Below are 26,045 nucleotides of genomic sequence, written 5' to 3'. Positions count from 1 at the left end.
TTCGCTATTCGCTCCATGCCCTTTTAGGCCGCGCCGCAAACCGTACAATGTATGTGACCACCACGCTTACAAAGAACGGAAAACATGACGGCATCTGCGGCAATAGCAATCAGCGCGATTCATGCGGCCAGCGCGACCGCGTCTGCGATTGGAGATGGAATCAGTAGCGGTGTATGGTCATTCCTTGGCGGTCTGGCCGGCGCGGCAGTGGCGGTCGGCCTTGCGCTATGGCAGCAGCGCGCTCAGGGGCAGCGTGAGCGAATAAAAATGGCAACGGACTCGGCAAGTTCGCACATGGCAAATGTCGCGTTCGACAAGTACGTTCAGTTTTGCGAGAGCTACGCTGAAAGCGCAGGCAAAGCATTCGACACTCTTCTGCGTCATGGGCCGACCGAAAAGGTCTTGGAGAATGCCGGAGACCTGTACCGCCTTCGGCGCAAATGGTCGCTTTGGATCACGACTGAAACCGATAACAGCCTAGAGAGATTCGAACAAGCGTTTCGTGAGATCGGTGCCAGCGCCGGATATGTTGAATCGACTCGCCGCGAACCGGATGCAGAAGCGCGCGGCGAGCACATAAAGCGTATGTATATGCGCTTGGCCGAAGTAATGGGTTTCCCGGAATGGGAGGGGAAAAAGGTAAGCCAAGAGTTGGCGCAATCAGCGCTAGACGCGCAGCTTCGCAAAGTATTGGGAACCGAGCAATTCGATGTCTTGCGTCGCGCGGTGATTACGCGGGCAGTGGCTGAATTTATTGCGAGATAAAACGCGTTGAATAATGGACCAACGGTGACGGGACGGACGACATGCGAAAAAGAACCTTCGAGAGAGTCAGAGACATTCATTTTGGCCGCGTGCCCGTTGGCAAAATTTTTCTGCTCGTCGTTATTTGCGGCGTAGCGTGTGTGGGGCTGTCCATACTATGGTTGGCCATGGATGGCATTCCGTACTGGGCGTACAAGGCCACTCTAATAGTTGCCGTAGCGGTGTTTTTGCACCATATGGTCACCAAAGAGGATGAGCTCAAATGGCTGCAACAGCGCGAGTACATGTCCTTTCGCGTCGAACTGTTGTGCGCAGACCTAGACTTGATCCGCGCCAGCACGGTCAATTTCGGGATCATCGGAAAGATCGGAGAAGCGAACACCTACTATGCGGAACTTTCAACGGGCAAGGTTGAGGTCGCGACTGCTTGGCGGCAAAGGCTGGACGCAGACAAGCGCCCCTATAAATACGTGACGAGCGCCGGAACGTTAAAAGTGAACGATCCAGCGTGGTGAGCAACCGCCGTATAAAGGCGTTTGCGCCTGCGCGGCTAAGCCACCACACCAGCCGCGCGACTTCTCCGGGCCGCCTACTTGCAAACCGTATGCTGAGCGCCTTGATCGAGGGTCGTCGTGCATTGCTCGCCGTGCTCCGATCCGCCCGAGTATCGAACCGTCGCACCGACTAATAACGCCACGCATAGCAGCCCGACGCAACACTGCTTTAACGTTGCAGGCCGCTTCCAGTAGGACGCGGCTGCGTGGCTCTTCAGTTGCTCGATTAGCGGCGTGCCTCTGTCCTCCGCAGTTTTGAGGCGGTCATACGCACTTGCGATCATCGAGGTGCGCCATTCAGCCGACTCTTCCTTATGGTGCTTTGCAAGCAAAGCCATCACGCTTCGGAATGCTCGAATCTGCTCGTACACGAACGCAACGCCGTTCGCCAAGTCAGGACCAAGCCCGCCGATCTTTTCCACGCAGGCCTCAAACACAGGGCTTCCCGGTTCCGGCGTTTCGCGCAGGGTCAGTTCGGCGCCAGTTTTCGTGCGTGCGTGAAGAGCCGTAAGAATATTCTTCAGAAGCGGTATTCCACTCGCGTGAGATTCGAGTTCGCCAGCCAACGCACCGGCGAGCGCCTGGCTGTCGCGAAAGCGCCGGAAGTCTTCAGCTAGGAAATTATTAAAGTACCCGCCCACAAGTACGCCCGCGAACGCGACGAGCGCGGCGTTTAGATCGGCCATGTTTTATTTACGGTCTGCGGCTTTGAAGGAAGAGGTGGGAAGGAGACAGCCCTATTCGGCGCAGGTCATCAGAATTATCCAACAGGCGTCACGCCCGCTGGGTTCCCTTTGATCGCAGGCGGTCTGACCCGCCGTCTCCCGTCTTATGCTTACGCTCCACCATCCTCGGCATCGTCTAGTGGATTCGGTCCTGGTCGCGCCTGTTAAGGTAGCAGTCGGATTGTCGAATTTGACGTTTTTCCCCGTACATCACCCCGTAGGATCAGACATTCACCGGATGCCGCCAGCGCGAATGGTTGGGGAATTCAAAAATTGGGTCAACATATGCCCTCCTAAAGAAACCCCACTATTGGGTAAGACGATTAATAGCACAACCCGCAACGCTTGTCCAACAGCCGGTCGAGATGTAGCAACCACCCTCTAGAGGCGGTTCACGTCTGGCGCGGCAACACTCAAAGGCTACGCGGGGCTCCCAAGGGACTCGCCTACTTGCAGCCCATACGAAGTAGGCAAGTCAAGTCACAGGGCGCGTGCGCCTAGTACGGTAGCCAAGACGTATCGTTACACGACCAAATGCGCGGCAAGGCGAGCGAGCACGCGACCAGGCACGACTTGAACTTGGCCATCTCGTCGGGTGTGTTTTGACTGGGCACCTTACATTGTGACGTGCATTGCGATACGCCTGGACTTTGCAATTGCAATGCGTCGCTCTCTCCGCGCTTTTCGGCAATCGCGATCTGCATCGTTTGATCATCCATTAGCTTGGGCAGGACATATGCCCGCAGGCGGTTCAGTCGATCATTTTGCTCGTCCAAGTTCCGACGGATGACCACACCAGCAGGGAGAGTATCTTGGTGAGCGGCTTGGACATCGGCCCACATTTGGCTGGCAATCGGCTGAGTGGTTTTGGTCACCCCCAAGCAGTACGCGGCCTTCAACTCAACATCGGTCGGTCCCGATTGCGCTGTTGCGCGGCCAGACAACATGGTCAACGCCGCTAAGATTGCCGCGAGGATGCGCCGCATGGAGTGCCCCCGGATTTTTGGTTTGGCAACGGTATGCCAAAGCCACCCCTCACGCGATTTTGGGGCAATAGCGAGTTTCGCACACGTCAGAGGGATCGAGCAATGTAGCAAGGGACGAGCAAACCGCGCCTGCTCATGGAAGTCGCAGGCGCGCGGCACGGTCATCAGCCAAGCCGCGCGACTTCTACGGGACTGCTTACCCGAGCACGTTCACGAGGTCGTCAGCGGATAGGTGGACGTAGCGTTGCAACATGCCCAGAGTCTTGTGACCGCTCACCACGCTCAACTGCGCGGTCGTCAGGCCAGCGCGCGCGAGCCGGGAGCAGGCGGTGTGCCGCAGGTCATGAAACCGAATGTGGGGTATTTCGGCGCGGCGAACGGCTCGGATGAAATTGTGCGTGATGTCGCCTAGCGCAAACATTCGCTCTGTACCTTCCGGCAGCGAGCGCAGGACGGCTATCGCTTTCGAAGACAGCGGCACATCGCGCGGCGTTCCGTTCTTCGTCATGTGCAACCGGGCCACGCGTCGGTCCCAATCAATCGCATCGCGGCGTAGCGCCAGAATCTCGCCTTGGCGCATCGCGGTTTCCAGCGCGAACTCGATGGCCGGCGCGAGATATGTATTTCCAGAGGCGCGAGCCGCAGCCAGCAATTTGACTTGTTCATCAGCCTTAAGAACCCGGTCACGCGCGGCAGGGGCACGAGGGCGGCTAATCCGAACGTCCGGCACCACGATCCCGAACTCCAGACATGCACGGTTGAGCGCCGCCCTGATTATGTTTAGCTCACGGAGGACCGTGCCCGGTTTAACGGTGCGCAAGCGCTGGTCTCGGTAGTCGGCCAGAATTTCTGAGGTCAGGGCCGCAGCTCGGACGCGCGTGAAAGGCTGCTTCAGGAAAAAGGCGATCCGGGCGTGCTCGTCCGCCGCGCCTCGGTGAGAGGGAACGCAGCGCGTGTCGTACAGACGGAGGATGTCGGCCACGGTCGCTTCGTCCACTGGCGCGGGAGCGGCGACACGTTCGCCGGTGTCCCACGCTCGTTCGATTCCGCGCGCCCACTTGATAGCGTCTTTCTTATCAGAGAACGTTTTCGATAGGGTCCGGAACCCTTTGCGTCTGCACTTCGCCTGATATGAGATTTCGCCGGTCTGGCTCGCCCGCTTGCTGATAGTTGGCATGGTTCGCGTCCTTTCTTGAGTCCTAAAGACGCAGGAACGGAGCAAGAAGTGCGTGGCTATTGGGTTTCACGGCGCCCTTACAAGGCGTAGGTCGGGAGTTCGAGCCTCTCAGCACCCACCATTCCGTTTCGCGATTTGCTTCCGGCAGTTCCATAGTGATCTGCTGTAGTACCCGAAAACCCGTATAGCTATTGGCTCTACGGGTTTTTTGTTGTTGCTGGAGCGCCCGGGCAAGTCCGCCGGCTACCGCCTGAACCCGGACTTTTATCGTTGTATCTTTCGTTGCATTTTGTCTCCCATGTCCGTCAGACGATGGGTATGCAACCATGGCCCGATCTCCGCTCCACCAGCTAACGCGGCTAGGAATTTTCACCGCAAAGCCGGCTTCCAGGCTTTCACGCTATTAGATGGCGGCCGTCACCGATTCAATGCAGCAGCGGAATGAAGCGAAGTTTCGTGCGAGGTTCTCTGCATCTTCCCGCGGATGTTCGACGATCTGTCGACTCAGAAAGCAGTCTTCGGGCGCGATATTGCCTTCGATGTCGACGAAGCTGAGCACGCGCCCGGCATGCGCGTGCACGTAAGGTGCTTGTCAACATGAAGGACGTTGCATCAGCCACGCAACTCGTGCGTGAGCTAGCGAAGATCGGCTTCATCGGTGCGGCGACGTACAGGAAATTCAACTCCAACTCCGGCCCGATGAATGACTGTTCAGGGGAAGTTCGGGAGACCGCTTTCGGTCTACAAGCGACGGATGGCCACTACAACGCCAGGTAGCCGGCCGCTCCACGCGCGGTTAGCCGCAATATTGCTAACAGGTCCTATCACCCTTCGATAGGGTCGCATGAGCGGCCCCAGGCTCCAGTTGCTATGCTAGTCATCATCGATCAGCACGGGAGCGAGCTTGGCCAACCCGGATTTTCTCGACAGCGAGCCGAAGAACACGCACTTCATCGCTGCGCAAGCGAGCCCGTGCGACGAACTCTTCATTCGCACGCAGCCTGCCGCGGTCGACCACCCGTGCCGGCGCAAGCGTCTTGCGCTCGCCGCGACGATTCTCGGCTCAAGCATGGCGTTCATCGACGGCTCCGTCGTCAACGTCGCGCTGCCCGCCATTCAGAGCGAGTTCGCCGCGAGCGTCGCAGCGGTGCAGTGGGTCGTCAACGCCTACCTGCTCTTTCTCGCGTCCCTCGTGCTGGTCGGCGGATCGATGGGCGACCAGTTCGGCCGCCGCACGGTGTTTATCGCCGGCATCGCGCTTTTCACGCTCGCGTCGGCCGCTTGTGGGTTTGCGCCGAATGCGCTTGCGCTGATCGCCGCGCGCGCGGTTCAAGGCATCGGCGCGGCACTGCTCGTACCAAGTAGTCTCGCGATCATCGGCGCTGTATTCGACGGCGAAGCGCGCGGACAGGCAATCGGCACCTGGGCCGGCGTCGGCGCGATCACATCGGCGGTGGGACCGGTGGCGGGCGGCTGGCTCGTGGACGCGTTGTCGTGGCGTGCGATTTTCTTTCTCAACGTCCCGTTTGCAGCGGTGACGATCGCGCTCGCAATTGCGTCGGTGCCCAACAGCCACAAACTCGATGCGTCCCAACGAGCGGACTGGCCCGGCGCGCTGAGCGCGGCGGCGGGACTCGCCGCACTCACGTACGGCCTGACCCAGGCTTCCGCGCGCGGTTTCGCGGATCCGTTCGTATTGTGCGCGATTGGCGCCGGCCTGCTAGTGCTCGCAGCATTCCTGATGATCGAGGCGAATAGCCATCAGCCCATGATGCCGCTCGACGTCTTCCGCTCGCGCGATTTTACAGGTGCCAACCTCATCACATTGCTGCTTTACTTCGGCCTCGGCGGTGCATTCTTCTTCCTGCCGTTCACGCTGATCCGCGCCCATGGCTACACCGCGACCGAAGCTGGTGCGGCGCTGCTGCCGGTGCCTGTCATTATGGGTTTGCTATCGCGCTTCACCGGCGGCCTGACGAGCCGCTACGGTTCGCGCGCGCTGCTGACCGCTGGCCCGGGCATCGCCGCAATCGGGTTCGCGATGCTGGCGCTGCCGTTTGTGCGCGGCAGCTATTGGGCGGGGTTCTTCCCGCCGCTGGCCGTGCTCGGGCTCGGCATGACGATCACCGTCGCGCCGCTGACCACGACCGTCATGAGCTCGGTGACGGCCGATCGCGCAGGCATCGCGTCGGGCATCAACAACGCTATTGCGCGCGTGGCGAGCCTGTTGGCAATTGCTGTGCTCGGGATCGTGTTCGTGTGGTCGTACCGCGCGATGCTATCCGCGCGGCTTGATGAGTTGCATGTGCCGCAGGACGCACGCCAGACCGGGAAGTTGCTGGAGCCGGACACGCAATCCGCGGCGGCAGCGGGCGATGCACATACACCGCTCCGCGGACCCGTGGCGCTGGCAGAAGCTGACGCCATCGCTGACGCACTGCGTGCCGTCGCGCTGGTGTCCGCTGTGTGCGCGCTCGCCGGAGCGGGTCTCGCGGTGGTGACCATCCGGCCCCGCAAGTGATGTGCTTCGCGTCGCCGGACGCGTCTGCTGCCGATGCGACTCCAGAATCGCATGCCACTCGACTTCGTCGGTACGCTGCCTGTAATTGGGGGCGCGGTGCAGGCGGCTGCCACGGCGTCACAGAACAGCCACGAACGGTCACTATGAAAGGCTGCTGTGAACGAGGCGGGTCGTTATCTGCCAGTTGACGAGGCGACTGGTGCCATCATTCCGCTAAAGCCCGACGGTGCGGCACTGCCGGGAGCGGCGCTTGCATGTGAGGCATGCTGGAGCAGCAACGGACGTTGCCCAGATGTTCAATGCTGCGGCGTCGTACCGATGGGATTCTTTGGCACACGATGATGGTCTTTTGGAGGAGCTTGAAATGGCAACTGAAACGTATGCAGGCCGCACCCAGGATGATCGTGCGGCACAGCGCGCTGGCACAAGGGTCCCGGCGCAGGAACAGCCGGGTGGAAAAATGGCGGTGGATGGCACAAAGCCGGACGCGTCCCACAGTTGCGGAGAGTTGTCCGAAGAGGGCAAACGCGCCTGGCAACAGGGAAATACTGTCGGCGGCAAGCCTGAGGCGTGATTTGCAGATCTCGCGTACGTCCTGCATGCGCGGGACGTACCCTCAAATCGCGGACGTTCGGGCTGACATGCACGGAGCCTCAGCGGGCACACGCGTCGGGGCGCCGCCCAGCGTTGTCGGCGCCGCGCACTAGCGGGCGCCATGGCCTTGCTTTGCGCCACCGCCGGCGTCCTGCGGCGACGGGCGCCCCGCGGACGCTCGTGCCGCCCGGCCTGCTCCCGCCGGTTGGCCGGATAGCGCCCGTTTGCGCGTGGGGCTGCCCGCGCTCGGCCGCTCATTCTGCATGAGCAAGCCAGCCAGGGCGGGGCTGTCATCGAGAAGTTCGAGGCGAGCATCGACGGCGGCTTCGCGGTCGTGCTGCTCCCACCAGACGATGTGGGTCATACCATCAAGGAGGAATAGTTGAACTCCGCGGTGACTATTTGCGTGGTGCGTCGGCGCAGGTATGACGGTCCTGCAACCGTCTCACCAGGCGCAAGCCTTGCTGGTGCACGCCTTATTCCAGCAACGCTGTACTGATCTTCCGGAGGAAAGCATGGCAGACGTCGAACAGTTCAAGGACGACCTGGAAAACAACGCGGACGGCCTGATCGGGGGAAGCCGGGGCGACTTTATGGAAGCGCTCGGCGAGGCCGTCTATTCCCGGGTCGCCAGCGACCAGCTGGACAGCATCGTTGCTGCGTACCTGACCCTGCAGGAGGTGATCGACGCGAACGTCGATAATCTCGATGACGAGGCCGACGAGGCTATCGATGAAGCGACGACCGAGTTCAATGAAACGGTCGGCAGGATCCTGGGCGTGTAACGACGCCGGCGTCACGTTCTTTCCGGGGTGCAGGCGCTGCACGTCAACGCGTGGACCGAGCGGCAGACGTAGACGCTGCCGGCATTGACTGTCAAGCAACGCCTGGCGGCGATCTGCCACCTGTTTGACTGGCTGGTCACCGGCCAGATCGTCCCGGACAACCCGCTGCGTCGGTGCGCGGCCCCAGCCATTCCAAAGGCAGGACGCCGGTGCGGGACGCGAATGAGGCACGGCAAATGCTCGACAGCATCGAGCCGAGGACCCGGATTGACCTGCGCGACCGCCGATGGCAATAGCGGATGGATGGGGTAGGGGGAGCCATTGCAACCATAGCGAGGAATGAAGAACGTCACTGCCGAGTTCGTCCTTTCAACTTGCGCGCAGCCGGTCGCGCGATCTGCTCCGCTTCGCACATCGTCCGCAACTTACCAACACCCGCGCAAGGTCCTCAAGGTTGGCCAGTCGATCACGGGGCTCGCCTGCTCACACGTCCGGATTGCTTTTTATAAAGCCGGTAAACGCGCTGTACGACGGATTGATGGGCGTGCCGTCGAGCATGATGCCGTATGTATCGTTTCCGCTATCGAGCACGTACAACATGACCGACTGGATGTTGTGCGTCTTTCTCGCCGAATAGAATTCGCTCAACTGGCTCGTGATGTAATTTGCCCGATAGGCCTGCGTCCGCTCCGGACCCGCGTTCCACTCGCTGATGATGAACGGGACGCCATAACGCGCCTTGCAGTACGTCGGCAGATCGAACCCCGGACCCTGGCCGTCGGTGGGAATAGCGAAGATGTCGCCGTAAACTTCGTAGTTATGCCAGGTGGTGATGTCCCAACGAACCTTGGCGTAACCACTGCTGCCGTCGGGCTGACTGCCTTCCCACAATGCGTCGGATGCGCCGATATCGTTCACGCAGAAATTGACGCCGCACTTCGCCGAGGGCTGTACCGACTTCACGCCGTCTATCATGCCGCGCAGGACGCCGCGCAGAAGCGGCCAGTTGGCGTTGTTGAAGTCGATAGCCTTCGTGCCGGCGTTGGTGTCGTCGAGAATGATCGCTTTGTCACGCGTCAGTTCATTCCCGCATTCGTACATCGTCACGCCGTATGGCATCAGCGCGCGAGCGACCGTGGAGCCGGAACTGAAGCCCGCGCTGTAAGCCGCCGATTCGCTGGCAAAGAGAGTGCCGTCGCTCTGATAGATCCCCTGCTGGATCAATGCGAACACCTGAAGCCCCGCCGTCTGCAACGTCTGCGCGATGTTGGTCACCGGGCCGAGCTGCGATGAGTCCGCCGTGCAGCCGACGCGATAGGTCGTGCAGCCCATCGTCTTCAGGATAGTGACCAGTTGCGCGGGCGTGTACAGGTAGTCGTGGTGACCGTTAATGCCGTAGAACGAACCCGCGGCCGGCGCCGTAGCAATGCGCGGGTCGGAGCAAGCCAGCCATTGAGCCTTGACCTCGGCGTTGACATAAAACTGACCGCCGGTATTGCGCAGGTATATTTTGCCGCCGTACCACAGCACGAGCGATACGTTGTAATTCGTGCCCGCCACCACGCCGTTCTTGTACGCGATGCCATTCACAAGGGTCCACTTGGCGCCCGTACTGTCGATGATGTAAGGCGCCGACGGCATCGTGGTGCCGTCTGCCGAAGTGCCGCCTGTCAGCCGGGGATCAGCGCACCTGATCCAACCCGTGCCGCTCCATTGATAAAACTCGCCGGACGTATTTTCAGCGTAGACGGCACCGGTGTAGTACATGGCGAGCGCAACGTTATAGTTGTTTCCCGCTACTGCACCGTTCTTATAAAGCACGCCGCCCGTGATGGTCCAGACCGCGCCCGCGCCGTCGATGATCGAACTGGCGGGCGGCATGGCCGTGCCGTTTGCCGAAGGCGAGGCGCTGCTGCGCGCCGTGGCGCGCGCGGCGGAACTGCCGCTCGCAGCGCTCGCGCCAACTTCGCTGTCTTCGCCTCCACCTCCGCCACACGCGCTAAGAAGATAACTTCCGCCGAGGGCAACCAGCCCTCCAATGAATTGACGTCGCTTAACCATGGTGACCTTCTCGATCGATAAATAGCTCATGAATCTGATTCGGGCTGCTAACGATCAAGAACATCGTTTTCCAAACCCCGCCGCGGATTTGGCCTGCTTGAGCGCGCATGACTGGCGATGCTGAGAGCGAGCCCTCGTTGCGCTACGCACTCGGCGCAGATCTCACGTTGAGGGAGTCAGCAATTTTTGCCGGTCATGATCGTGCAGGCTGCAATTCCTACTTGTATATCGGCCGGTGGTCCGGGAACTACTGCGTTCGCGGCAAATAGTATGAATTTTTCTGGAGGCGGGGAGACAGGCGAGAAATTGCCTTTCTTCTTAGGAAAGGCGGGGGAGGGTGTCCGGTTCGGGTTGGTAATGAGGAAGGCTCGTTCAAATTTTTATCAATCAGCGAAAGTGCGCCGCCTCGCAGGTGTGAGCAGAGCCGGCCTATACGCTCATCACCGAGGCGTTGCCGATGAGCTTCCATCAGCAGGTCCGCCGCAGACTATCCGTCCAAAAAAGGCCGGAACAAGCCTTGCTGTCGACCAGAATTGGAACGTGCAGCGCTCGAGTCACTTTCTCAAGTTTCCCGAAATCCGATAGGTTTAACCGGGAGCCGCATGATCCATGAGCTGTTTCAGCGCTGCGGTTCAGCGTGCCATGGATGCGCCGTGGTGTGAGATCACTGCGCCGCTGGGATCTGCGAGGCCTGTGCGCACGAATGCGAAAAGCAGGAAGCAGCATTGTAAGGATTACGCTCGCGCGCACGGGCTTAGGCGAAAGGGTGCGGTGCAATAGCCTCGGCATAATGAATGTCGGACCGGGCCAAGGGCTCTATGGAAGTCCAGCATGGATGAATCAATAACGGGCGACGAAGCCTTCTACGAAGCGCGGCAACAGATGGTGGAGAGCCAGATCGTATCGCGCGGCGTGAGCGACGCGCGCGTCCTCGAGGCAATGCGCGAGGTCCCGCGGCATCTGTTCGTGCCGCAGGAGTTAGCGGAATTCGCATACAGCGATACGCCGTTGCCATTGGCCGATGGGCAGACCATCTCGCAGCCGGTGATCGTCGCGCGCATGCTCGCGGCGGCGGAACTCGCGCCGGCAGACCGCGTGCTGGATGTCGGCACCGGCTCCGGCTACGCGGCAGCGGTGGCCTCGCGGCTCAGCGCACACGTGGATAGCATCGAGCGTCGCGCCTCGCTTGCGCAATCCGCGCGCCATGCGCTGCGCGAGCGCGGCTTTGACAATGTGGACGTACATCATGCAGACGGCACGCGGGGCTGGGCAGCTGGCGCGCCATTCGATGCAATCATCGCAGCCGCCGGCGGCCCGGATGTGCCGCCCGCATGGCGCGAGCAGCTGTCAATCGGCGGCAGGATCGTGATGCCCGTGGGCGCGTCGCGAGAGTCGCAGCGGCTCGTTAAGCTGACACGCCGCAGCGACACCCAGTTCGACGAAGAAGATTTGGGCGGCGTGCATTTCGTTTCGTTGATCGGCGAGCAAGGGTGGCCCGATGAGGGCGCTGCCCAATCGGAAAGCCCGTTGAACGAAGACGCTGACCAACCGCATAGGCCGCCGGAAATCCAGCAGCAGCAAAGACGACAGCCAGCAAAGCCGTCCCGGACGCCGCGGCCGCAGCCGCTGGCCGAGCTGATCGCCGCCGCTGCGCGCCCGCTCCCTGAGCCGGAAGACAGGAGCTTCGCCGATGCGTTCGATCATCTAGGTACGAAGCGCGTCGTGCTGCTTGGCGAATGCAGCCACGGCACCTCGGAGTTCTACCGGGCGCGCGCGGCGATCACACAGCGCCTTGTCGAGCGGCATGGCTTCACGATTGTCGCCGTAGAAGCCGATTGGCCCGATGCCGCTATCATCAACAGTTATGTGCGCTCGCAGGAGCCGCGCACCGACGAGCCCCCGTTCCAGCGTTTTCCGGTCTGGATGTGGAGAAACGAGGAGTTCGCGGCCTTCGTTCGCTGGCTGCGCGCGCATAACGAAAGTGTCCAACGCAACAAACGCGTCGAAGCGGCAGCCGATGCGCAAGCCTGCGGCTTTTACGGCCTCGACATGTACAGCCTGTCGGCATCGATTGCCGCCGTGCTCGACTATCTGGATCACACCGATCCGGACGCCGCGAAGGTCGCACGCGAACGCTACGGCTGTCTCACGCCCTGGCAGAAGGACCCGCAAGTGTACGGACGCGCCGTGTTTTCGGCGGGCTTCGCAACTTGCGAGAATGCGGTGGTCGAGCAGTTACAGGATCTGTTGCGCAAGCGGCTGGAACAGTCACACGGCGACAACGACCGCTGGTTCGACGCCACGCAGAACGCGCGTCTTGTTGCATCGGCCGAGGGCTATTACAGAACCATGTATCGCAGTTCCGCCGGGACCTGGAATCTGCGCGACACGCACATGTTCGAGACGCTTCAGAGCCTGCTGGACTCGCAAGGCCCTGCCAGCCGCGCGGTAGTGTGGGCGCATAACTCGCACGTCGGCAATGCAGCCGCGACCGAAATGGGCCGCGTGCGCAACGAGCTGAACGTGGGTCAGCTATGCCGCGAACGTTTTGGCGACGAGGCCGCGCTGATCGGATTCGGCACGCACGCGGGTGCCGTCGCGGCGGCGTCGGATTGGGACGGCCCGATGGAAATAAAGGCCGTACGGCCCTCGCGCGAGGACAGCTATGAGTACCAGTTCCACAGATCCGGCGAGCCGCGCTGTGTCCTCGATCTGTCGAGCGGCGCGGCCCCGTTGCTGCGCGATCGGTTGAAGGAAGCGCGGCTCGAACGTTTCATCGGCGTGATCTACCGCCCCGAGAGCGAGCTGCATAGCCACTATGCGGAAGCCGTGCTGCCCGAGCAATTCGATGCGTACGTATGGTTTGATACGACACGCGCGGTCGAGCCGCTTGCCACCCGCGCGACCGAACGCACGCCCGACCTGTATCCATTCGGCGTCTGAAGCGGCCTTGATCGCGAGAACGCTCGACTGGCTCCCCGCGACAACCAGGTGTGCTGAAAGATGGATGCTATCGCCGTGCGGTCCGCTGTGAGATTCATCCCAGTCCGTTCGACCCGACGCTTTCCCCCATTGTGCGACTTGCCGGAAGGTATCCGCACCGGGCCCTGGAAAGAACGATAGTAATACTAAACTACATGCGCGGATTTAATCGGCAGGTCAAGCAGATGCGCCGTTGCATCTGCTGCCAGGTTCGGTCCAGGTTCCGTGCTGCCGCCTTGCGAGCTCTCTTCTATGATGGCGCCATTGGCTACCGTTTGTGACTGCGCCCCATGAACAGATTCCTGATCGTCGTTGGCGTACTGTGCATTCTTGCCGGCGTCGGATGGCACTGGCTCGCGCGCATTCCGTTCGGTCGGCTCCCTGGCGACATTCATATCGTCCGCGATGGATTCAACTTCCACTTCCCGATCGTCACGTGCATCGTGATTTCGGTCGTGGTATCCGCGCTGTTATGGTTCTTGCGGCGCTGAGCGCGGCTTTCGCGTCGGAACGGCGTCGGGGCACAACAATGCTTTCTGCGAGGTACTGAACGCGTACAGTCGATTTCCGCGGGGCGAAAGAATTTGTCCAGGTCAGCGCAGCTTTGTGGCGCGGCATCTGAGCAGGCGCAGTCGGCGACGAGCCGTCATTCGCCCGATCGTCGCCTGGACGCTCAGATGTCGGCTCTGGCGCACCGAACCGCCATTCCGCTTAAGCTGCGGACGGGGCAGAAGAATCTCCCTCCTACTTGTGCGTAATTCGCCTTACCGTGCTGGTAACGAGGTCCACGTAGAAAAGGTCTCCGTTTTGACCAGCTTTCAAATCCACCGGTCCTCCTTGCAGACTCTTTGCAAACGTCTGAGGCGTGTTGTCGGGAGGCTGCATTGTCCAGATGCATTTCCGGAGCAGATCGCCAAAGTACAGAGCGTTCTTGAACTGGACGGGATAGGTCGTGCTTGTGTCGTCAGTGAACCCAATGGCAGAGAGCACGCTGCCGTTCTGGTCCGGCCCTCCGCCGGACGGCTTGCCGCCGCAGGACTTTCCCTTTCTGTCCTCGAGCGTAACGTAAGCCTGGTGCGCGTATGCAAAGAACGGCGCGGTGATACCCCCAACGCTCCCGCAGTAGGCAGTGCTCTGGTAGTCGGGTTGCGGAGCCGCAGCGGAGTTGTTACTGGGGTTCCATCCTTCGTAGCACGGCCATCCAAAGTTCTGGCCGGCGACGCTCACGTGATCGATGGACTCCCAGGTGTTCCAACCCACATTGCCGACATACAGTTCATCCGTGCTGGGCACGCGGGCAAAACGGAAAGGATTGCGCAGGCCGTTTGCAACCATAGCTATGCTTTGGGTTGTCGTGCCTGGATTCGCTATTCGTAGAATGACGCCATCGCTGTAGGGCGAAACGCCCTGACTGCGGAATGCCCCCTGCGGCAGATTTGTGCCATCGCCGCAAGCCTTGTCCAACTGACCGTAATCTACCTGGTCGAAGCTTGCGCCGTCACCGGCGCTGACATAAAGCGTTTTGTTATCTGTGCCAAAGGCCAGGTCGCCAATACTGTGGGACGTGTAGTAGAAGCACCAGGTCTCGTTGCTCGATCCTGCGGCGGGCAGGATCTTCGTTTCGCCCGTCCCTGTCAAAAGAGAAAGTTGGCCGTGGGTAAGCACGTTGCCGCTGCACGCCCCTGTAGCAGGTGGCGTGGTGTAAAGCACGTAGACATTCCCATCATTCTGAGGATCGACTGCAAGCCCCAGCAGTCCCCGGTCGGAATCATTGCAGACTTCGCCGCTCAGATCGGCAAATAGCAAACAGGTAGGCGCTGACAAGTCGCAGTTCCAGATCCTGCCGCCTTTTTCGGCAACGAAAACCCTGGTCTTGTTTCCGTTGAAACTTATCGCGGTCGGCTGGTTAAGACAGCCGCTGTACAAAACGTGTTCGGTAAAACCCTTTGGGAGGGTGGGTTGCGGCCTGGTGATGTAAGTGGGCTGGCACGTAACCGCCTGCGCAACAGCAGCGTCGGCCGCGGCATTGGGGACAGTAGCGCGCGGGGGAACTGCGTCCGCCACATTGGTCAACAACGGTAGCGTCAGCAACAGTGCCAGCGCGGCGATCACGCGGCTCTGGCTTACCCGGTTTTTTATATAGAGCGACACTTTGTCCTCCCGCACGGACCGAACCGTGAGGCAGCGCCACGCACCGCGTGAATCGTTTGCTTTCGGCGCCGCAGATCGTTCAATAGTGGGCCGTGCTCCGGCGGGCGGCGGACAAAAGACTGTCACCGTTCGCCAGGCAAACCGAATGGGGGATGAGCTCGAGCCGGCCCGTGCTCGCCTGGAAAAGCGCTGGATGCGCGAGCCTGTTAGTCCGGCCTATTATGGCGCCGAGGCCGCCTCATCGATACCACCGCTTACTTCAACAACCCGAATACCGCAACGCCGTTGGTTGTGCCGACATACACGTGTCCGTGCGCGATCATCGGTGTAATAAATTTGTTGCCTGCGCCGAACGTGTCCCGCGTACCTGCCTGATTGCTGTCGTAAAGTTCCCGACCGAGATCTTCGGCACTGAACGCATGGAGCGCCCCGACTGCGCCGTTCTCGGCTGCCCAGACAATCGCATTGGTCGCTCCGTTGGCGGAGACGCTTGGCGTCGCGCCAGGGTAAGCGAACGTGCCAGCACTGCGTGACTCAGGTGTGGCTGCGAGGCGCGCTGAGATCACCGGAAACGCCTTTAAATTGTCGGCGACCGCGCCAAAATACACGCGGTTGCCGTAGAAGGCGGGCATGCTGAAAACGCCCCCTGACAGTTGGCCATCGATTTGTTGCCAGATCATGTTTGCAGTCGCATTGAACTTGCCCATCGCATCACGGTTGACGACGTAAATCTTCGAGTCCTTCCCGGCCCCGACGGCGAGATGGCGAGTCGCGCCGTTCGTATCGACCTGGTCTGGTAGAACCAGCGCGCCTCCGGAGCCGAGATCCACGTCGTTTGCCGATTGCGCGACTGTGTCAAAGCTCGCGAAATAGTCTGCCACGGCGAGCCTTGGCGATGTCGCCAGCTTAAGGAAGCTGTTGCCATAGTCGCCACTCACTGGGAAGCCTTGTGCATTCAGTGTTGTATCGAACGTGCCGTTTGCGTCGAGCAGGTACAGCGCTGCGCCGTCGGACGCCATGCCTGCGCCGCTCATCCACACCGAACCCTCAGAGCCATTCGGTGTGAGGTTAAGCGCGCTCGTTTGTACGAGTGTATCCGCGCTGTAGGCCATCACCCAGCCACCGTAGGTCCCCTGGTCACAGTGTGAGGTCCATGCAAGGTACACATTGCCGTTGACCAGCGCCAGAGCCTGTCGCTCTGCGTATTGCTGCGGGTCGAACACCGTGACGCCGTTGCTGCTGTTTGCGCCCATGCCTGGATAAGTGGCCGTGATGTCGGCCGGACCGCCAAGTGCTTCAGCCCCTGTGGAGAGATCGATCGCATGCAGGCGCTGATGAATCGCGCCGCTCGCATCCTTGCTCATCACGACGGTATACAGGACGCCGCTCGGGCCGCGCGTCCGATCGATCACAGGTGTTGACGTGATGCCGATCTCCGGCGTGATCTGGCTGCAATTGCGGTTGTCGCTGGTCGTTTCACCGGAGCCGAGGAGCGAACGCTGCCAGAGCTGCGCGTTGGTGTCCGCGTCGAACGCGTACACGCTCGCGTGTTCGGTAACGACGTACACGACGTTGTGCGTTGCACTACCCGTGAAAAGATTGCTGACGTAGAGCGGTTGTGCGTCGACCTTGCCGTCCACGGGGAGGAAGCCCACCTTGCCGAAAGTCGTCGGATTGACATTTGCAGGTGTCAGCGTTGTCTCGGCCAGATATTGACCCGTCCGGGCCACATCGTTGTGGTAAGTCAGCACGTCAGTACTCGGCGGTGACGTGCTACTTCCACTTCCGGTTGCCGGTGGTGCGCCAGCCGTCGGGGGCGCGGCGCCCGTCGGTCCACCCGCGCCAGGGGTGCTGGCAGAGTCGCCCCCGCCGCCACAGGAAACGCAAATTGCCATGAGCATGGTCATCATGGCGCAGTGGCGCAATGAGGTCGGGCTTTGGTATGAACGGTTCATGAGCCTCTCCCGGACCGATCGAGCGGCCGCCGATGGTCGATGGGTGATTAATCTGGCCCCGGTAGCCAGATAGAAGCTCTACCGGCTCGCGAAATTTCGGTACCGGCAAAGCGCTTCAGGGTACTGAAATAATAGATCTCCTGACCGTCGGGACTTGTCGGTCGGCACGTGTCGAAGCCCTTTAAAAGGGTCATGTAGAGCCGGCATCGACCGGACGGATGACGCTCGGCGAATCATATGTATCGTTCGCGTTTGATTCAGTAGTCGTCCCGTCTCACCCTTTGAACGTCTTTGGATTGCGGCTCAGTGACCAGTCATCTGAAGCTGGCATGTTGGCACCGCGCCGTCGCCGACAGACGTTCGACCGATCCCGGCGAGCAGCGCCTCATCGCGTGCAATGACTTTTGGCAGATGGGTGCGCAAGAACTCCACCCAGGTCCGCGTCTTCGCATCTATAAACTTGCGTGATGGATACAGCGCGTAAACGTGCATTTTCTGAAGCGTATATTCGGGCAACACGCGCACTAAGGTGCCATCACGCAATCCGGAAATCGCCGCGTAAAGCGGCACCATGCCAATACCCATTCCCTCGCGAATCGCGACGATCAACGACTCCGCGATATTCACGTGCACGGGTCCATTCACCTGCATCGTTTCGCTGCCATTCGGGCCGTCCAGCACCCACTCGTGCGGCGCAAACGCTGGCGTGTGCAGAATGAGGCACTCGTGACGCGCCAGATCGGCCGGCTTCTGCGGCGCGCCATGCGAGTGCACGTAGGCCGGCGATGCGCACAGAATGCTAAAGGTCGTTCCTAGCGGAAGAGACACAAGGTCTGAATTGGGCAGAGTGGAAGCACCGATAACCGCTACATCCGCGCTGCCTTCGAAGAGATCTGGCATGCGCTGTGACATTGTGAGCTCGACTGTGACCTCCGGATACTGCGCGCGATAGCGCGAAATAGCCGGCAGCACATAGTGCTGCCCAATGCTGGCAAAGCTGTGCATGCGCAATGCGCCGGTTGGGCGCTCGTGCGCGCAACTGGCCTCTTCTTCCGCCGTGTCGACGTCTGCGAGTATCTGCTGGCATCGCTTCAGATAACGCTCGCCCGCGGTGGTAAGCGCAAGCCGTCGCGTCGAGCGGTTGAGCAAGCGGGCGCGCAAATGAGCTTCGAGTTCTGAGACCGCCCGGGACATCGCGCCGGTCGTTGAATTGAGTGATTGCGCGGCGGCGGTAAAACTACCGGCTTCCACCACGCGAATGAACACTCGCATATTTTGTAACGTATCCATCGATCCTTCTATTTCACGGCGGGAACGGTATTGTCCGCCTCGGCGGGGCGCGGATTGTTGTTCAATCTGGAAGAGAGGTTCCGCGCCTGTCGCCTTAATGCGCACATGGCATGCTCCTACAATCGGCGCCTTGTCTGCCGGTGCGATCAGTCTTGGCCGGCACATTTTCCAGCGACAGACCGGGACGCATTGCTTCCAGATGAAACGCGAACATGCGATCAAACCGACGTCGGACTCGCCCCAGCACGGCAGCGTCATGCTGCAAACCGTCAGCGCGGCCTTTCGGGACTGGGCGGCCAGTGATGGTCTCGCGTGGTTGCATCTGCTGAAAACGGTCACGGCGGGCCTGCTGGCGCTAGCCATTGCGATGGTACTGGATCTGCCGCAGCCGCGCATCGCCATGACGACAGTGTTCGTGCTGATGCAGCCGTTCAGCGGGATGGTGCTCGCCAAGAGCTTGTACCGGATTCTCGGCACCGCGGTGGGGACGGTCGCGGCACTGGTGCTGGGCGCGCTGTTCGTTCAGCAGCCCGACCTGTACATGATCGGCATGACCGGTTGGGTGAGTGCATGCATCGCGGCAGCGGTACGGTATCGGCATTTCCGGTGGTACGGCTTTGTTCTCGCGGGTTATACCGCTGCGCTCATCGGCATCCCCAACGTGATGATGCCGAATGATCTGTTTCTGGCGGCGCTCACGCGTGCAGCAGAGGTGGCTGTCGGCATCGTGTCTTCGAGCGCTGTTAGCGCACTGGTCATGCCCCAGCGATCCAGCCTCGCACTGCAGCGCGCGCTCCACATCCGGTATCGGAATTTTACTGCGTTCGCTGCTGACGCGCTGAATCGCGGCATCGAGCGGGGCCAGTTCGAGCGTCGCTTTGCGGATCTCGTCGACGAGATCGTGGGTTTCGAAGCGACTCGCATTTTCGCCGCCTTTGAAGATCCGGCCATGCGTTCGCGCAGTCAGCATTTTGGGCGCCTTAACGGCGAATTCATGGATAGCTGCACACGGTTGCATGCGTTGCATCAACTGCTGAAGCGGCTGCGCGCAAAACATCCGGCTACGATGGTCGAGGCGATTCAGCCATACTTCCGCGAACTCGCCGCGCTGATGGCGCCACAGCCCGCAACCAGCGCTGACGCCTCGCGTATGGCAGCCGGTTTGCGGCAGTTCCAGGCCAGCTTGCCGCGGCGTGTACGCGAAACCAGGAGGCCGTTGGAAACTGCATCGACCGAATCCCTGGCCGACTTCGATACTGCGGCAGAACTGCTTTACCGCTTCGTCGACGAATGGATCCGGTATTCGGAGACTTACGCTTCTCTGGCCCGGCGCAAACTGGCAAGCCAGCCGCGCAGTACGAACCGATACGTGAGCAGAACGAATGGTTTTGTCGTCGCGTTCACGTTTGTCCGATCCGCTGTAGTCATGGCGAGCGCCGGCGGGTTCTGGATCGCGACGGACTGGCCAAGCGGCGGTTTTGCGGTGATCGGCGCGGCGCTGGTGTGCGCGCTGACGTCCACCGCGCCGAACGCACCCAGGATGGCCGTGCAGATGGCGCTCGGCGCCGCCTTTGCGACCATGGCCGGTTACCTGTTCACCTGCTATGTGTATCCCAACATCGACGGCTTCCCGTTGCTTTGCATGATGCTGGCACCTGTACTCGCACTCGGCGCGTTCATCGCAACGCGTAAGGGAGCCACGGGATACGGGATCGGCTTTTCAGTGTTCTTTTGCCTGCTCGCCGGACCGGACAACGTGCTCACCTATGCGCCGGATCTGCTCATCAACAACGGCATCGCGCTCACTGCGTCGATGCTGTTGGCTGCGCTTGCGTTCGCAGTCGTTCTCCCCGCCGACATGCCATGGCTTGTCGGGCGAATCACGGACGATCTGCGCGCTCAAGTGGTGTGCGCGTGCAAGGAGGAACTGCCTGGTCTCAATCAGCGCTTCCAGTCGAGTACCCACGATCTGACCGCCCAATTGCGCGTGCTGTTGACGCGGCGCTCGCGCCGCCGCCGTGACGTCTTGCGCTGGATGCTGGCGACGCTCGAAGTGGGGCACGCCGTCATCGACCTTCGTAACGAAGCCGCGCGCGCCGACTACGCTAACGCATTGCATCCACGCTGGACCATCACCATTGTCCACATGCGCGACGACCTCGCAGCACTCTTCGAGCGGCCCGACAGGCGTCGTCTCGATCGCGCGCTGCTATCCGTACGCTCAGCGACGTGGCTTGCGCAGGACATGCTGCAAGCGGTTCATGCCGATCGTGACAAACGTCACGACCTGCAGCGCATTCTGAGTTGCCTGCACTTCATCCGAACCGCGCTGCTCGACAAGGACGCACCGTTCAACGCGGGCTGATCGACACGTGCCCGGATTAGCTGAGAGTCCGATCCTTCTACGGGATGGAAAGATCACTTTCGTGTAGCCCCGTTTATCTGCGTACGTGGCAGTCATATAGTTTCCTTACTGCCTTGTCGTCCCCTCGGGAGACTTCCACGGCACGTAATCGTAAGTTCTGGAGAACGAAATGAATGTGTTGAAGATTGCCCTGATTGCCTGTTCCTTGTCCGCTGTTGCCGCTCACGCACAAGCGGCTCCGGCCGCCGCGGAACAACAGGTCGCCAAAACGAATGCGCAGAGCGCCGCGAATGCCGCCGACGGACAAACGAAGCGGCGAGTCGCCGCGCCCGCGGCCAGGCAGGAAGAGTGCGTCGGGCCCGTGAGCTACTGCAACATCTTTTTCGGCAGCTAGGCAGCGCCACGCGTGAGCGCCGAACTACATGCAAGAACTGTCGCGAGCCATTGACGCACGACGAAACACCTTGCCGCGACGCCGTCCCATCGAGACGCCGCGGCGGGTGCGACAATCTGGCTACTGAGCGAAGCACCCCACAGACGTGCGCACCAGTAGACTGGTGGGTTGACTATGGAGAGACTCAGTTTCATGTACGAAGACCGGATTCGCTGCGCCCCGTTACGCGCAAAGATTACGTCGGCCGCCGAGGCGGCACTTCTGATCAAGGACGGCATGCGTGTCGGCGCGAGCGGCTTTACGCGCGCCGGGGACGCCAAAGCCGTGCCTGTCGCGCTTGCCGGGCGCGCGCGTCAGCAGCATAAGCCGCCGCGCATTACGTTGATGACGGGCGCATCGCTGGGTCATGACGTGGACCGCATGCTGACCGAGGCGCATGTGTTGGCGCGCCGCTTGCCGTTCCAGGTGGACAAGACACTGCGCGATGCGATCAACCGCGGCGAAGTGATGTTCGTCGATCAGCATCTGTCTGAAACGGTCGAGATGCTGCGCGCAAACCAGCTCGGCAAACTCGACCTCGCCATTATCGAAGCCGTTGCGATCACAGAAACTGGCGGTATCGTGCCGACTACCTCCGTCGGCAATTCGGCCAGTTTCGCGATTCTCGCCGACAAGGTTATCGTCGAGATCAATCTGGCCCAGCCGCTCGCACTCGAAGGACTCCACGACATCTGGATTCCAGGCCGCAGGCCGAACCGTGAGCCGCTGCCGATCGTGCATCCGCAAGACCGGGTCGGCACGCCGGCCATCGAAATCCCATACGAAAAGATCGCGGCGATTGTTATCACCGACATGGCCGACAGTCCGTCCACCGTGCTGCCGGCGGATGCCGGGACTGAACTGATCGCCGGACATCTGATCGAGTTTTTCCAGCACGAAGTGTCGCGCGGGCGTATGCCCCGGCGCTTGCCGCCGTTGCAGGCCGGCATCGGCACGATCGCCAATGCGGTGCTGGCCGGCTTTGTCGATTCGCCTTTTGACCCATTCGAGATTTACTCTGAAGTGCTTCAGGATTCGACCTTCGACCTGATGGATGCCGGCAAGGTGACGTTTGCCTCGGGTGCGTCGATCACGTTGTCGGCTCCGCGGCAGGCGCAGGTTTTCGGCGACCTTGAACGCTATCGCGAGCGCCTCGTGCTGCGTCCGCAGGAAGTCAGCAACCATCCGGAAGTCATTCGGCGGCTTGGTCTCATTGCGTTGAATACCGCGCTGGAATTCGACATTTACGGCAACGTGAATTCGACGCACGTGGGCGGCACGCACATGATGAACGGCATCGGCGGCTCGGGCGATTTTGCGCGCAACGCGTCGTGCGCGATCTTCGCGACTAGGTCGATGGCGAAACACGGCCGCATTTCGAGCGTGGTGCCGATGGTGCCGCATTGCGATCACAACGAACACGACGTGGATGTGGTCGTGACAGAGCAGGGACTTGCCGATCTGCGCGGCCTGGCGCCCCGCGAACGCGCCACGCTGATCATCGAGAAATGCGCGCATCCGCTGTATCGCGATGTGCTTCGCGATTACTATCGGGAGGCCTTGAAGGGAGGAGGGCAGACGCCGCATCGACTGGATCGGGCGTTCGCCTTGCATACGCGGCTGCGCGACACCGGCTCGATGTTGCCGGCACTGGAATAAGCCGGAAACTCGCCGGGCCGGCCGTTGTCGCGATGTAGCGCTGGTCAAAGCTCCGTTCGTCCGCGACGGCCAGCAACGCCGTCGCAGACTGCGTGATCTGGAGTCGTTTTACCGGCAATGCTCAGGCGGGAGGCAAAAGTTGCGGACCCGCAGCCGTATCAGCTACAATTGCTATTCGCCGTGTGTTTTGTAGCAGCCGCGGTGTGCAGTAAAAAAGCAGCAGTAAAAAAGCAGCAGTAAAAAAAGCAGCAGTAAAAAAAGCAGCTCAGCAGGCAGTAGAGCAAGCAGCTTCAAGCAAGTAATACAAGGAGTGGTAGTTCAGTCGGTTAGAATACCGGCCTGTCACGCCGGGGGTCGCGGGTTCGAGTCCCGTCCACTCCGCCAGTATCTCGAAAGGCGAACTCCGGTTCGCCTTTTTTATTGCCCGCTGTTGTAAGATCGGGCGTTCTGTTTTTGGCACTTACGCATGCTCGATTTTTTCCGCAATCACAAACGCCTGATGATGTTCATGCTCATCCTCGTCATTGTGCCGGGGCTGGGATTCGTGGGAATTCAGGGCTTTCGCGGCTTCTTTGACGAGAGCGCGAACGTCGCCAGCGTCAACGGTCACAAGATCACGCGGGCAGAGTACGACAACGCGATGCGTCAGCAGCTCGACCGCGCCCGTCAGATGCTCGGCGCACAGTTCGACATCAAGGCGTTCGATACGCCCGAGCGCCGCAGCCAGATGCTCGACGGCCTGATCGAACAGCGCGTGATGGCCGATGAAACGCAGCGCCTGCACCTGACCGCTTCCGACGACGCCGTGCGCCGCGTGCTGCTCAATGATCCGGTCATCTCGTCGCTGAAAAAGCCGGACGGCTCGATCGACGTCGACCGTTACAAGCAATTGCTCGCCATGCAGGGCATGACGCCCGACCAGTATGACGAGCGCGTGCGCTATAGCATCGCCACGCAGGAGTTGCCGGCCAGCATTCAGGGCAGCGCATTCACGTCGAAAACGCTCGCCCAGCATCTGACCGAACTTGCCGAGCAGCAGCGTGAAGTGCAAGGCATCGCCTTCCATCCGCGCGACTATGCCGCGAAGGTCCAGCCTACCGACGCGCAGTTGCAGGCGTATTACGACGCGCATCGCAACGACTTCGCGACCCCGGCCACGGCCACGATCCAGTATCTGGTGATGTCGCCGGCCACGCTCGCCGCGTCCGCGCAGCCGGGCGAGGCCGACCTGAAAAAATACTACGACGACAACATCGCGCACTACCGGACCGAAGGCCAGGTCCGCGCGAGCCACATCCTGATCGCCGCGCCGAAAGACGCGAGCGCGGCCGACAAGGCCAAGGCGAAGCAGAAGGCTGAAGAGTTGCTCGCACAGATCAAGGCGCATCCTGATCAATTTGCTCAGATCGCGCAACAGAACTCGCAGGATCCAGGCTCGGCGTCGAAGGGCGGCGATCTCGGCTACTTCGGGCGCGGCATGATCGCAGGCGGCCAGGCATTCGACGACGCGGTGTTCGCGCTCAAGAAAGACGAAGTGAGCGGCATCGTGCAAACGGACTTCGGCTATCACATCGTCAAGGTGACTGACGTGAAGCCGGCGGTCACGAGGCCGTTCGACGAAGTGAAAGACCAGATCGCGCGCGACCTGAAGACGCAACTGGCGAGCAAGGCATTCAGCGACGACTCGGAAGGCTTCACGTCCATCGTCTATGAGAAGGCGAAGAGCCTGCAGCCCGCCGCGGACAAGTACAAGCTGCAGTTGCAGACGGCCACGGTCACGCCGCAGCCCGACCCGAAGCTGCCGCCCGACAGCCCGCTGAACAACGCGAAGTTTCTCGCCGCCGTGTTCGCGAACGACTCGGTCACCGCACGCAACAACACACAGGCCATCGATGTAGGCGGCAACACGCTGATCGCCGCGCGCGTCACCGACTACAAGCCTGCGGCCGTGCCGGCGCTCGACGCCATCAAAGATACCGTGCGCCAGAAGGTGATCGCCGCGCAGTCGAACGAAGCCGCGCACAAGGACGGCATTGCGAAGCTCGCGGAGTTCGAGAAGTCGAAGGCGACCACGGGTTTTTCGTCGCCGCTCAAGGTTTCGCGTAACGACGCGCAGGGCGTGCCGCCCGCCGCGCTGAGCGCGATCTACAAGGCCGATGCGCAAAAGTTGCCCGCCTATGTGGGCGTGGATCTTGGCGACGCTGGCTACGCGATCTATCGGGTCAACGCGGTGGTGGCAGGCGGACCGGTGGATCCGCAGCGTCTCGCAGCGGCCCAGCAGCAGATCGCGCAAGTGGAATCGCAGTCGGAAACGCAGGCCTATATCGATGCGCTGCGCGCCCGTTCGAAGGTCAAGCTGTACGGCTCGCTCGAGAGCGGCGGCAATGCGCAGGAAAGCAGCGAATAAGCTTCGCGGCGGCTGCTCGGTTGGCTGCTCAGTTGGCTGCTCGGTTGGCTGCTCAGTTGGCCCCGCACTTGGCTGTTAAAGCCGTTCGTCCGGCCGCGAGAATGGCTAAGCGCGCAAAACGCGCATGCATGAAAAAGCCCCGCAAATGCGGGGCTTTTCAGTCTGGAGGATTGTCATCCTTCAGACCGGACGCTCATCGAACGATGGTTATCGATCAGCGCCTCGCGATTACAGGCATGAACTGATCGCGCTGGTGGCGTCGCTGCCGGCCGCGCCACTGGCCCGGAAGCCAACCCACGAGCCCTTGCCCGAGTACGCAGGACGCACCACGGCGGCCGCGCCGTTCGGCGGCTGCTGGCCGGGCACATACACGTCGACGGCCTGATCGTTAGCGAGCGTGTCTTGCGACACGACCTGCTGTTGCGAGCCATCTGCCCATTTTTGCGCGATGCAGGACGCCACGGCCTTCGGCGGTTGCTGGCTCTGTCCTACGGATTGGACGCCAGCCGGCGGTTGAGCGGCGCAGGCAGAAATTGCCACGGTCAAAGCGATTAACGGTAGGTATTTCACGTTATCTCCTCAGAAGTCGCTCAAAATGAGCCGGTTACACGGGATTGCGAAAGCGTCAGACGAAG

19 protein-coding genes, 1 tRNA gene and 1 pseudogene are annotated in these 26,045 nt (G+C 61.0%); 12 read left to right on the top strand and 9 right to left on the bottom strand.

The window, feature by feature from the left end; all coding sequences use genetic code 11:
- Window positions 1-84: 84 nt before the first annotated feature.
- Complete coding sequence (locus tag A3AC_RS0114015) at window positions 85-765, top strand: hypothetical protein (protein ID WP_025599562.1); 681 nt, start codon at window positions 85-87, stop codon at window positions 763-765.
- Window positions 766-806: 41 nt separating this feature from the next.
- Entirely contained in the window at window positions 807-1,280 is a 474-nt protein-coding gene (locus A3AC_RS0114010; protein ID WP_156924616.1) for a hypothetical protein, read from the top strand.
- A 74-nt stretch (window positions 1,281-1,354) separates the two neighbouring features.
- Here the strand turns inward: A3AC_RS0114010 and A3AC_RS0114005 are convergent, their stop codons facing one another.
- The 4 genes and pseudogenes from A3AC_RS0114005 to A3AC_RS30400 form a co-directional block, all read right to left on the bottom strand.
- Entirely contained in the window at window positions 1,355-2,005 is a 651-nt protein-coding gene (locus tag A3AC_RS0114005) for a hypothetical protein (protein WP_025599559.1), read from the bottom strand.
- Between the two features lie 536 nt (window positions 2,006-2,541).
- Complete coding sequence (locus A3AC_RS0114000) at window positions 2,542-3,195, bottom strand: hypothetical protein (RefSeq protein WP_156924615.1); 654 nt, start codon at window positions 3,193-3,195, stop codon at window positions 2,542-2,544.
- Between the two features lie 31 nt (window positions 3,196-3,226).
- Entirely contained in the window at window positions 3,227-4,207 is a 981-nt protein-coding gene (locus A3AC_RS0113995; protein WP_025599557.1) for a site-specific integrase, read from the bottom strand.
- Window positions 4,208-4,673: 466 nt separating this feature from the next.
- Window positions 4,674-4,769 (bottom strand): annotated as a pseudogene (locus tag A3AC_RS30400) (alpha/beta fold hydrolase); the annotation flags it as partial.
- Between the two features lie 342 nt (window positions 4,770-5,111).
- On the opposite strand from A3AC_RS30400, the gene A3AC_RS0113975 reads away from it, so the two are divergent.
- From A3AC_RS0113975 to A3AC_RS29215, 3 genes are all read left to right on the top strand, one after another.
- Entirely contained in the window at window positions 5,112-6,728 is a 1,617-nt protein-coding gene (locus A3AC_RS0113975; protein ID WP_025599555.1) for an MFS transporter, read from the top strand.
- Between the two features lie 292 nt (window positions 6,729-7,020).
- Entirely contained in the window at window positions 7,021-7,302 is a 282-nt protein-coding gene (locus A3AC_RS29980; protein WP_442856507.1) for a hypothetical protein, read from the top strand.
- A 535-nt stretch (window positions 7,303-7,837) separates the two neighbouring features.
- Window positions 7,838-8,107 (top strand): hypothetical protein, encoded by a 270-nt coding sequence (locus tag A3AC_RS29215; protein ID WP_025599552.1) that lies wholly within the window; start codon window positions 7,838-7,840, stop codon window positions 8,105-8,107.
- Window positions 8,108-8,590: 483 nt separating this feature from the next.
- Here the strand turns inward: A3AC_RS29215 and A3AC_RS0113955 are convergent, their stop codons facing one another.
- Window positions 8,591-10,168 carry a hypothetical protein gene (locus A3AC_RS0113955; protein WP_025599551.1) on the bottom strand — a complete coding sequence of 526 codons (1,578 nt, stop codon included), beginning with the start codon at window positions 10,166-10,168 and terminating at the stop codon, window positions 8,591-8,593.
- 831 nt (window positions 10,169-10,999) lie between these two features.
- On the opposite strand from A3AC_RS0113955, the gene A3AC_RS0113950 reads away from it, so the two are divergent.
- On the top strand, window positions 11,000-13,111 hold the full coding sequence (locus A3AC_RS0113950; protein WP_025599550.1) for a protein-L-isoaspartate(D-aspartate) O-methyltransferase: 2,112 nt from the start codon (window positions 11,000-11,002) through the stop codon (window positions 13,109-13,111).
- Between the two features lie 329 nt (window positions 13,112-13,440).
- Window positions 13,441-13,641 (top strand): DUF2905 domain-containing protein, encoded by a 201-nt coding sequence (locus A3AC_RS0113945; RefSeq protein WP_025599548.1) that lies wholly within the window; start codon window positions 13,441-13,443, stop codon window positions 13,639-13,641.
- A 253-nt stretch (window positions 13,642-13,894) separates the two neighbouring features.
- On the opposite strand, the gene A3AC_RS0113940 is transcribed toward A3AC_RS0113945, so the two are convergent.
- From A3AC_RS0113940 to A3AC_RS0113930, 3 genes are all read right to left on the bottom strand, one after another.
- Window positions 13,895-15,301, bottom strand: a complete 1,407-nt coding sequence (locus A3AC_RS0113940; protein WP_025599547.1) for a PQQ-dependent sugar dehydrogenase — start codon at window positions 15,299-15,301, stop codon at window positions 13,895-13,897.
- Between the two features lie 254 nt (window positions 15,302-15,555).
- Complete coding sequence (locus A3AC_RS0113935; protein WP_025599546.1) at window positions 15,556-17,256, bottom strand: hypothetical protein; 1,701 nt, start codon at window positions 17,254-17,256, stop codon at window positions 15,556-15,558.
- 303 nt (window positions 17,257-17,559) lie between these two features.
- Window positions 17,560-18,546, bottom strand: coding sequence for a LysR family transcriptional regulator (locus tag A3AC_RS0113930; RefSeq protein WP_025599545.1), 987 nt, complete (start codon window positions 18,544-18,546; stop codon window positions 17,560-17,562).
- Between the two features lie 199 nt (window positions 18,547-18,745).
- Here A3AC_RS0113930 and A3AC_RS0113925 point away from each other — a divergent pair, with 199 nt between their 5' ends.
- The 5 genes from A3AC_RS0113925 to A3AC_RS0113905 all read left to right on the top strand — a co-directional run bounded on the left by A3AC_RS0113925 (window position 18,746) and on the right by A3AC_RS0113905 (window position 25,410).
- Window positions 18,746-20,911 carry an FUSC family protein gene (locus tag A3AC_RS0113925; RefSeq protein ID WP_025599544.1) on the top strand — a complete coding sequence of 722 codons (2,166 nt, stop codon included), beginning with the start codon at window positions 18,746-18,748 and terminating at the stop codon, window positions 20,909-20,911.
- A 169-nt stretch (window positions 20,912-21,080) separates the two neighbouring features.
- A complete protein-coding gene (locus A3AC_RS31000) occupies window positions 21,081-21,305 on the top strand; it encodes a hypothetical protein (protein WP_025599543.1) in 225 nt (74 codons plus the stop codon).
- Between the two features lie 192 nt (window positions 21,306-21,497).
- Complete coding sequence (locus A3AC_RS0113915; RefSeq protein ID WP_025599542.1) at window positions 21,498-23,003, top strand: acetyl-CoA hydrolase/transferase family protein; 1,506 nt, start codon at window positions 21,498-21,500, stop codon at window positions 23,001-23,003.
- A gap of 307 nt (window positions 23,004-23,310) precedes the next feature.
- Window positions 23,311-23,387, top strand: a tRNA-Asp gene (locus A3AC_RS0113910).
- Window positions 23,388-23,469: 82 nt separating this feature from the next.
- Entirely contained in the window at window positions 23,470-25,410 is a 1,941-nt protein-coding gene (locus tag A3AC_RS0113905; RefSeq protein WP_025599541.1) for a SurA N-terminal domain-containing protein, read from the top strand.
- 228 nt (window positions 25,411-25,638) lie between these two features.
- Here the strand turns inward: A3AC_RS0113905 and A3AC_RS0113900 are convergent, their stop codons facing one another.
- Window positions 25,639-25,980, bottom strand: a complete 342-nt coding sequence (locus tag A3AC_RS0113900; RefSeq protein ID WP_025599540.1) for a hypothetical protein — start codon at window positions 25,978-25,980, stop codon at window positions 25,639-25,641.
- Window positions 25,981-26,045: the final 65 nt, after the last annotated feature.

The organism is Burkholderia sp. WSM2230 (genome assembly GCF_000472445.1).
Classification (GTDB): domain Bacteria; phylum Pseudomonadota; class Gammaproteobacteria; order Burkholderiales; family Burkholderiaceae; genus Paraburkholderia.
This window is presented reverse-complemented; position numbering and strand designations above follow the sequence as displayed.